The organism is Brotaphodocola sp. (assembly GCF_983179755.1).
On sequence record NZ_CFAHBC010000054.1, the window covers coordinates 1 to 9825 of the forward strand.

Here is a 9825-nt window from a genome sequence, read left to right on the forward strand (position 1 = left end):
CAATAAATATTGATTAAGAAAATTCATATATAACTCCAGGTAAGAAATAGCTGAAATTTAAATGAACAACATATGGATTATGGATAAGGAATCGATAAAATCGACACGAACAATCAATCATTGAATCACTTGACTTATTGGGAAGGACATTGAGATACTATGAGAAAAATTTCGGATCCTGAAAAGCGCCATGCCTACATTGAAGAATATCATCTTCAGGATTACATGGATTTAGATCTGATGGAATTATCGGAACTATGTTTATTTGAAAAAAATGAATATCTGATTCACGCAGGCGAGATTTCAGACTACCTCTATTTCATGGTGGAGGGACAGGTCATGATATTCTCCTACACCTCAGATGCCAAAAGCACCTGCATCAATTACCTGCGCGAATCCTCTCTAATCGGGGAATCCGGCTCTCTCTGGCAACATCCGCCGACTGCGAGCGTCCGCGCTCTCACGCCCTGCGTCTGCGTCATCATCAGTCTTCCCCGCTACCGCAAAGCACTCTTAAATGACATCCGCTTTCTCCAAAATGTCGGGCTGATCCTCAGCTATCGTCTGAACAACGAAATTCATGTCACGAACTCACTGATGGAGCCGATGGAACTGCGTCTGGCACGCTTCATCCTCGAGCACACAAATGAGCAGAACCTCTTCTCGTTTCAGCTGACGACCTGCGCGCTGATCTTAAACACGAGCTATCGCCACCTGCTTCGAACCATCCGCGGATTCTGTGAAAGCGGACTGATAAAAAAAACGCATGGCGGATACCTGATTCCGGACCGCTCCCGTTTAGAAGAATATCTAAATCAGCAGTCGACTTAATTGTAGCTTCTTCCATGCACCAAAAAGCACCGATCTCTCAGTACTCTGAAAAACCGGTGCTTTCATTTCGTTTTTGCTATTTAATTTTCAATCTTCTATCGGTCTTTCATCGTTTTATTGTCGATTTATTTCCTAGTCCAATTTTCTAATCTCCTATCAGGATGCAACTTGGATACAATCTCCCGTTGACTTTCTTGAAGAAATTTAGGAAAGAAGTCGATTCAGTCGCTTAGGACTCCATACGGTCTACCTTCGATGCTCTCGCCTCAACCTCTTTCTTCTGGATATCACCAGGAGCCTGCTCGTAGCGGGAGAACTCGTACTCATAGACACCGATTCCGCCTGTCATCGAGCGCAGGTCGGTGTTGTATCCGAACAGCTCAGACATCGGAATATCTGCCTCGATCACCTGTTTGCCGTGATGATCGGAATTCATGCCGAGCACACGACCTCTTCTGCGGTTCAAATCGCCCATGACATCGCCGGTGAACTTATCCGGAACGGTAACTTTCAGGGATGCGATCGGCTCAAGCAGAACCGGATTTGCCTCCATGAAGCCCTTCTTAAATGCCATCATTGCAGCGGTCTTGAATGCCATCTCGGAGGAATCTACCGGATGATAGGAACCATCTACAAGAGTTGCCTTCACGCCGACAACCGGATATGCTGCAAGCGGTCCTCTCAGACAGCTCTCTGCGACACCCTTCTCAACTGCCGGGAAGTAGTTCTTCGGAACGGCTCCGCCGAAGACTTTCTCCTCGAATACATACGGCTTCTCAAGGTCACCGGACGGCTCAAATTCCATCTTAACATCGCCATACTGACCATGTCCGCCGGACTGCTTCTTGTATTTGCCCTGTACGCTGACTTTCTTTCTCAGCGTCTCGCGGAATGCAAATTTCGGCTTGCACAGCTCAATCTCAACCTTATAACGGTTCAACAGCTTGCTCACAACAACTTCCAACTGCTGATCACCGATTCCATAGAGCAGAAGCTGGCGGTTCTCCTTATCGTTGACGGACTTGAGCGTCAGATCCTCTTCCATCAGCTTTGCAAGAGCACTCGATACCTTATCCTCATCGCCCTTTGTCACGGTCTTATAACGCATGTATGTATAAGGTGTGGAAATCTGCGGTTTGTGGTATACGATCGGAGCTGAACGCAGGGCAATCGTATCGCCGGTCTGGGTCACAGCAAGTTTTGCAACGGCTCCGATATCACCAGCCTTGAGCTCTGGAACCTCGATCACATCTTTACCTCTGAGCAGGTAAACCTTTGCGATCTTCTCCTCAGCGTCCTTGTTGACGTTGTAAATCGTGCTGTCCGGTTTCAGAACGCCGGTACAGATCTTCATCAGAGAATATTTTCCGATAAACGGATCTACGACGGTCTTGAAGACTCTTGCAGATAAAGAAACCTCATCATTATACTTTGCGGTGAAACGCTCTCCGGTAGAGACATCCACACCGATACACTCAAACTTGTCCGGAGACGGAAGATAACGGTCAATAACCTGCAACAGAGTCTTGAATCCCTGGCAGTTCACACCGGAACCCATCAGAACCGGAACGATCGAACCATCTATCACATGTTCCCTCAGAGCGCCCTGAATTTCCTCAAGCGTAAATTCTTCGCCGGAGAAGTAGCGCTCCATATATTCCTCACAGGTCTCTGCAACTGCCTCGAGCAGTGCGTCACGGGCGATACCCAGATTCTTTTGGGAATAATCAGGAATCTCACATTCTTCGTAATCACTCAGATTGGTGAAACGTCTGCCTGCCATCTTTACCACATTCACATAGCCGACAAACTTTTCATTTTCGCGGATCGGGAGCTGGAACGGAGCGATACATCTTCCGAATCTTCTCTCCAGTTTCAGCACGAGCTCACGGAAGCTCGCATGATCGTCATCCATGTTGGTAACGAAAATCACTCTCGGCAGGTGTAACTTATCACAAAGTTCCCATGCCTTTTCTGTACCCACTTCAATTCCTGCCTTGCAGTTTACGACGATGATCGCGGCATCGGCCACACTGGCTGCCTCTTCTGCTTCACCGACAAAATCAAAATATCCCGGTGTATCTAACACATTGATCTTCATGGGGCCGTGATCTCCGACATACTCCAGCGGGATCATGGAGGTAGAGATTGAGAACTGACGCTTGATCTCTTCTTTGTCATAGTCACTGATGGTATTTCCATCTGCAACTTTGCCCATACGTTTGGTGACTCCGGTTACCAGTGCCAGCGCCTCCGCAACCGTCGTCTTACCGGCCCCGCCATGGCCAAGCAGAACGACGTTACGGATCTGTTTCGTTCCATATACGTTCATAAAATCCCTCCTGTTAAATTAGATTTTTGTCTTATGGATATATTTTACTAAAAATTTTGTAAAATTTCAAGAGTTAAATGCAATTTGCACGAAAAAATTTTCGTATTTTTCTGATCTGTGGGAAGGTTCGTGAAATTACGAATGTTTCTGCGTTTTTTATCATGCAGATACGCCAATCTGCGCAATCCTGTCAGACGTTATCAAGGACAACGACGTGTTTTTTTGGCAAAATCTGCTCCTTTCCCTGTACCATACAAATTTTTCCGTACAGAAAATTCCCATCCGTGTACCACAACATCATCATTACTTTAAAGTGATGAATCGTTGACATTTACTTTCACATACGATAAAATGGTCTTGTTTCCTATTTATTTTGTGATTTCCTATTTATTTTCCTAGTTTATTTAGTTGTTTGTTTTTATTTTAGATTTTTTATTCGGAATTTTTTGTAGTTGTTTGGATTTTCGGATTTATTATTTTATTTTATTATTTAAATCAGGAGGATTTTCCAATGATAGATTCCACGTTTGGATTTATCGGTTTTGGACTGATCGGAGGCTCGATCGCGAAAGGAATCAAGCGAACCAATCCGAGCACCCGTATTATGGCCTACATGCGCACACGCGCAAAACTGGAGCAGGCACAGCGTGACGGTATCGTCGATCTGATCTTGGACGGTCCATGCGAATCGCTTCGCGAGTGTGACATTGTCTTTTTATGCACTCCGGTTGAATACAATGCCAGCTATCTCTCTGAGATTCGCCCTTACCTCAAGCCTGGTGCAGTCCTGACTGATGTCGGAAGCACGAAGAGCGATATTCACAAAGTTGTGACCGAGCTTGGCATGGAGGATGTCTTTGTCGGCGGTCATCCGATGGCAGGCTCCGAGAAGACCGGCTATGAGAATGCGACTGATCACTTGCTTGAGAACGCCTACTACATCATCACTCCGACTGCCAAGAGCCGTAAGGAGGACGTTGACCGCATGGTTGAGGTTGCAAAAGCAATCGACTCGATCCCGATTGTCCTCGACTATCAACAGCATGACCGCATTGTCGCTGCAATCAGCCATCTTCCTCACCTGATTGCGTCCAGCCTTGTCAATCTCGTCAAGGATTCCGATGATCCGGAAGGCAGAATGAAACTCCTCGCCGCAGGCGGTTTCAAGGACATCACCCGAATCGCCTCCTCCTCCCCTGAAATGTGGGAGCAGATCTGTATGACAAACACCGGCAACATCATCGATCTGATGGATGACTATATTGAGGCGCTCTCCCACATCCGAGACGAGCTTCATCAGAAAAATGGAACGGCAATCTACGACCTCTTTGATTCCTCCCGCAGTTACCGCAACTCCTTCACCGAGCGCGCAAGAGGTTCTGTGACTCCGGATTATTCCTTCACCGTTGATATCGTCGATGAGCCAGGTGCAATCGCCACACTTGCCTGCATTTTAAGCGCAAGAGGCATCAGTATGAGCAACATCGGAATCAACCACAACCGCGAACACGGCGAGGGTGCTCTGCGAATCACCTTCTATGATGAGAACAGTATGAATGCCGCATGGACACAGTTGAAGAAATACAATTATGAACTGATCAAAACGCCGTAACAGGGTCTTAAACAGTTAAAAACAAAGTACACATCTCACTACATTTTAAAACAGGGGGTTATCGATAGTTATGAAATTTACAAGATCAAACGGACTTCACGGTAAAGTCACGATTCCGGGAGACAAATCCATCTCCCACCGCAGCGTCATGTTCGGTTCGATTGCAAAAGGCGAGACCGAAATCACCAACTTTCTTCAGGGAGCAGACTGTCTCTCCACAATCTCCTGCTTCCGCGCAATGGGAATTGAGATTGAGAATGACGGAAACCGCGTTCTCGTTCACGGAAAGGGACTTCATGGTCTCACAAAGCCGAATCACGTCCTCGACTGCGGAAACAGCGGCACAACCACCCGCCTGATCTCCGGCATTCTCTCTGCTCAGAATTTCGATGTTACCCTGACCGGTGATGCCTCGATCCAGAAGCGTCCGATGAAACGAATCATGGATCCTCTGTCCCTGATGGGTGCCGATATCCGAAGCATCAATGAAAATGGCTGTGCCCCGCTTGCAATCTCCGGTCGTCCGCTTCACGGTATCCACTATCAGTCTCCGGTGGCCTCCGCCCAGGTCAAATCCGCAATTCTCCTCGCCGGTCTCTATGCAGACGGAGAGACCCGTGTGACCGAGCCTTATGTCTCCCGCAATCACTCTGAGCTGATGCTCTCCCACTTTGGCGCTGATGTCCACACCGAGGACACGACTGCAGTGATCCGCCCTGTGAAAGAACTCTACGGACAGAAAATCGAAGTGCCGGGAGACATCTCCTCTGCCGCCTTCTTCCTCGCTGCCGGTCTTCTGATCCCGGACTCCGAGATCTTGATCAGGAATGTCGGCATCAACCCAACACGAGACGGTATTCTGCGTATCTGCAAGGATATGGGCGCTGACATCACGCTGCTCAATGAAAAGACAAGCGGAGAACCGACCGCCGACCTTCTTGTGCGCTCAAGCAGACTGCACGGCACCGTGATCGGTGGATCTGTGATTCCAACTCTGATCGATGAACTGCCGATGATCGCTGCAATGGCATGTTTCGCTGATGGCGAGACGATCATTAAGGATGCTTCCGAATTAAAGGTTAAGGAATCCAACCGCATTGCTGTCATGGTAGAGAACCTCTCCGCAATGGGCGCCGATGTGGAAGAAACTGAGGACGGAATGATTATCCGTGGTGGAAAGCCTCTGCACGGGGCTGTGATTGACAGCCATCTCGATCATCGAATTGCGATGACGTTTGCGATCACCGGATGCATGGCAGAAGGCGAGACCGAGATTCTCGGAGCAGAGTGTGTCAATATCTCCTATCCGGGATTCTACGACGATTTAAAACGTCTCTCCAAATAGGCAAAAAATAAGCTGAAAACAGGAGGACAAGCAGGAGGAAGAACATGGATTCTTTCCTCCTGTTTTTTTCTGTTTTTTCCTATTGTTCTCTCTGCCTTTCTCCTTATCTTTCTCTCTGTCTTCTTCCGTTTCTTAATTTTCTCTTTCGTTTTCTTTGCATATTCTTTCCATATTCTTTCATTCGATCTCAACTTCCCAAAAAGCCTTGGCAATCCATTTTTCCTATTGTATAATAAAACCCGTGAAAATTTAATATTGAATTAGGAGACGAAGAATGAAAAAGTACACACGATTAAAAGCACTGCTTTTAGGCTGTGTCTGTGCACTCACCACAGCATTCTCTGCTGTGCCCGCACGGGCTGATACCATTGTTGCCTCTCAGGATGCTCCTTCGGGAAATTCGATGTCCAACGCGATCTCGGTAGATGGGACAAACACCACCTCCACCGGACCGACACTCTGGGTAGTCGGAGATTCCACCGCGACCTCATTCAGTGACACCAACTACTACTCCCCTCGCTATGGCTGGGGAACCCAGTTAGGTCTCTACATCAAGGGCATCAACATTCAGAACCTTGCCGTTTCCGGCGCAAGCTCCAAGAGTTACGTTGATATGAGTCAGTATCAGCAGTTGATACAGAGCGTTAAGTCCGGAGATTATGTTATGATCGGCTTTGGTCACAACGATGAGCGCGCAGAACTTGGACGTTACACCAATCCGAACGGTTCTCCTTCCACCAGCGGTTCGTTCCAGTATTATCTGTATGAGAAATACATCAAACCGATCCGCGACAAGGGCGCAAATCCGATTCTTGTCACCCCGATTGTCCGCAGAAACACCGGAAACAATTACACCGGAGAGAGTGGACACATCACAACCACGGTCAAGAATGAGGAGGGAACATTCGAGGGCGGAAACTACGCCAAGGCAATCTGGGCAGTCGGTGTCGGCAAGAGTGTTCCTGTTCTCGATCTGACTGCACGCACAAAAGCTGTCTACGAACAGCTCGGTGCAGACGGTGTCAAGAATCGTCACGCGTGGACTTCTCAGCGCGAGGTCAGCATTGATAACACGCACACGAACCTCTACGGCGCACAGTGCAACGCCTGGTTCATCGCTGATGAGCTGTTAAAGAGCAACAGCGATTTAAAGAACTATGTCGTAGCAAACCCGCAGGTTCCGCAGTTCAATGACAGTGCAATCAACACCTCATATCAGGGAAGTTCTTTTACTGCACCGACGACACTCAGTGCTCTCTGGTATCAGGCAGGCGACTGGAAACCGACCGTATTCGGTGACATCGACGGACCGGAGTATTTGAACAACCTCTACTTCAGCCTGCATCCGGAAGATGACGGTTCGATCCGCATGGCAGTCGGTGAGCCTTCCGGCGGTGTCCGCTCTGCCTCTGTCGGTAAGATTGCACAGAACAGCGATGGTATTGCGATGTATTATCAGGCAGTTCCCTCCAACCGGAACTTTACACTGTCTGCTGATATGACGATTAACAGCTTCGGCAAGAACAATCAGGCTTCGTTTGGTCTGATGGTTCGCGATGATGTCTATCTTGACACGATCTTAAACGACACGCTCGGCGATTACGTTGCAGCAGGTCCGCTGATGCTCGGATCAAGTTCTCCGTGGAACTGCTTCGCCCGCAAGAATGGCGAGCTGACTTCCGGCGGTGGTCTTGTAAAGGGCTACAATGCAGGAGATACCGTGCACGTTGAGATCCGCAAGGGTCCGGACGGATACACCTGTGTATTCGGCGAGAATCCGGCAGTTTCCGCAGGATTTGACTTCCCGCTGACTGCGATTGATTCCGACAATGTATATGTTGGTATGTTCGTATCAAGAAATGCAGATGTAACCTTCCGCAATGTCAATTTGACGTTGCAGTAAATATTTACAACATTTACAGGAAGCAAAAAATCCCCTTCCATACAGAAATGGATCTGATCAATTTATATCATCCATCTTCTGTGTGGAGGGGGATTTTCTTTTGACTTGATCTTTTACTTTGATCTTTCAGAACTTTATAGCTTATGTGAACATGGGCAATCTGAATGTGTGGAGAACAATTGATCGAATTGTTCTATGCAATGCAAAAACGGCGGGGAGTCAAACTCCCCGCCATCCTTGTATCAATCCCTTACGGAATTTATTTATTGATTTGATTACGATTGATTACTGATTCAGCAGTTCTGCCGGAACCTCAGCACCCTCAACCAGGGCACCCAAGTTTGCTGCATCCTCGCTGAAGTAGTACCACTGATCGCCAACCTTGTTCCAGCCAGTGTACATTCTTCCGAATGTGCCGTCATGCTCGGCGTGCAGGTAGTACTTGTTGCCGTTGTTCTCGAACCATCCAGATACCAGATAGCCGTTGTCAGTGAAGTAGTACCAATCGGTCTTACCCTGCCATACTAAGTTGTACCAGCCAGACTTCGCATAGCTGTTATCGGTGTAAGAATACCACCAATCAAGAGACTCGGAAGCTGTTCCATGATCAAGTATCCACTGACCACCCTTGATGGTACCGCTAGCGGAGATTGCAGTGCTTCTGCCACTTCCGTTACCGCTTCCACCTGAAGAACCAGAACCGCCACTGCTTGCTCTCAGAACAGTAACAACTACTGTTGCGCTGTCACCGTATGCAACCTTGGTGTTCTCGAAACGAGACTGAACATAGTAGTTATCTGGAACTTCCAGATCAATCTCATCTACGGAAAACTCTGCGATCTGACCCTTAGTACCCTTCTTGGTTACTTCCTGAGTCTTGATCTCATTACCTCTGTACTGATAGCTGATGATCAGAGTAGCATCTGCCATCTCAACCGGGGTTGCCTTTTTCTGAAGTTTGATTGCTACAACACCATTCTCAATTGCGTAATCCTGATCTTCCACAAGCTCATAGCCATCCGGAATATTCAGCATACCTGCTGTAAGAGACGTTGCATCCTTATCAACACCAATAACCTCAAAGGTAATCTTGTTGCCGTCTGCATCATAGTATACAACCGTTACCTTTTTCAGTTCTCCCGGATTCGGGTCAACCGGATCTGGCTCTGGAGTCAAAGAATCCTGCTTTACAATCGCCTCATAGGTTACATATCCTACTCCATCGATTACTTCTCTATCATTGCTAACTTTCTCAAATGTAAGTTTGTACTCATCATTTGTCTCAATGGTCTCACCAGTAGTGCTAACCTTCCAACCTACAAACTTCCAGCCTTCTTTTACAGCTACCTTCGGTAAGATACACCATGTATCCGGATCATCATAGTCGATCGTACTATCAACATCAGCACCATCTGCGATACCCTCGCCATGAACCTTAACAGTAACGATTGATTTTTCAATCGTTACATCCTCTTCTACAAGTTTAACCGGAACGTACCATCTTACTTCGTTGATATTCTCTGCATACTCTACCTTGCAGTCAACGTACTTCGGATTTTCTGCATCTACCGTATACTCAACTCCGTCTACGGTTACTGTATCATTCTCCAGATCATCTGCAGTCAGTGTTACAACACTTCCCTCTACTGCCGTTACATGCTGATAACCCTGCCATACCGTCTTTCCATCTTCGGTGTAGTAGTACAGACCTACGGTTACGTCCTTCTCGGCTGCCTTCTCTACTTCCTTAACCGGAACGTACCATCTTACTTCGTTGATATTCTCTGCATACTCTACCTTGC

5 protein-coding genes and 1 pseudogene are annotated in these 9825 nt (G+C 47.5%); 4 read left to right on the forward strand and 2 right to left on the reverse strand.

The genetic code is table 11. From position 1 onward, the window contains the following. Positions 1 to 159: 159 nt before the first annotated feature. Positions 160 to 831 carry a cyclic nucleotide-binding domain-containing protein gene (locus AC4EVX_RS12380; RefSeq protein ID WP_490160307.1) on the forward strand — a complete coding sequence of 224 codons (672 nt, stop codon included), beginning with the start codon at positions 160 to 162 and terminating at the stop codon, positions 829 to 831. A gap of 229 nt (positions 832 to 1060) precedes the next feature. On the opposite strand, the gene AC4EVX_RS12385 is transcribed toward AC4EVX_RS12380, so the two are convergent. Then, a complete protein-coding gene (locus AC4EVX_RS12385) occupies positions 1061 to 3163 on the reverse strand; it encodes an elongation factor G (RefSeq protein WP_490160308.1) in 2103 nt (700 codons plus the stop codon). A gap of 511 nt (positions 3164 to 3674) precedes the next feature. Here AC4EVX_RS12385 and AC4EVX_RS12390 point away from each other — a divergent pair. The 3 genes from AC4EVX_RS12390 to AC4EVX_RS12400 all read left to right on the forward strand — a co-directional run bounded on the left by AC4EVX_RS12390 (position 3675) and on the right by AC4EVX_RS12400 (position 8023). Continuing rightward, positions 3675 to 4775: a prephenate dehydrogenase/arogenate dehydrogenase family protein gene (locus tag AC4EVX_RS12390; RefSeq protein ID WP_490160309.1), complete on the forward strand. Its 1101-nt coding sequence runs from the start codon at positions 3675 to 3677 to the stop codon at positions 4773 to 4775. A 70-nt stretch (positions 4776 to 4845) separates the two neighbouring features. After that, positions 4846 to 6120 carry a 3-phosphoshikimate 1-carboxyvinyltransferase gene (gene aroA / locus AC4EVX_RS12395; protein WP_490160310.1) on the forward strand — a complete coding sequence of 425 codons (1275 nt, stop codon included), beginning with the start codon at positions 4846 to 4848 and terminating at the stop codon, positions 6118 to 6120. A 274-nt stretch (positions 6121 to 6394) separates the two neighbouring features. Beyond that, positions 6395 to 8023 carry an SGNH/GDSL hydrolase family protein gene (locus AC4EVX_RS12400; RefSeq protein ID WP_490160311.1) on the forward strand — a complete coding sequence of 543 codons (1629 nt, stop codon included), beginning with the start codon at positions 6395 to 6397 and terminating at the stop codon, positions 8021 to 8023. A gap of 285 nt (positions 8024 to 8308) precedes the next feature. Here AC4EVX_RS12400 and AC4EVX_RS12405 read toward each other — a convergent pair. Next, a pseudogene (locus AC4EVX_RS12405) lies at positions 8309 to 9825 on the reverse strand (hypothetical protein); the annotation flags it as partial.

What these genes read in the sequence shown, in the direction of transcription:
- AC4EVX_RS12380 (WP_490160307.1), top strand. Translation starts at nt 160, where the DNA reads ATGAGAAAAATTTCGGATCCTGAAAAGCGCCATGCCTACATTGAAGAA.
- AC4EVX_RS12385 (WP_490160308.1), bottom strand. Translation starts at nt 3,163, where the DNA reads ATGAACGTATATGGAACGAAACAGATCCGTAACGTCGTTCTGCTTGGC.
- AC4EVX_RS12390 (WP_490160309.1), top strand. Translation starts at nt 3,675, where the DNA reads ATGATAGATTCCACGTTTGGATTTATCGGTTTTGGACTGATCGGAGGC.
- aroA (WP_490160310.1), top strand. Translation starts at nt 4,846, where the DNA reads ATGAAATTTACAAGATCAAACGGACTTCACGGTAAAGTCACGATTCCG.
- AC4EVX_RS12400 (WP_490160311.1), top strand. Translation starts at nt 6,395, where the DNA reads ATGAAAAAGTACACACGATTAAAAGCACTGCTTTTAGGCTGTGTCTGT.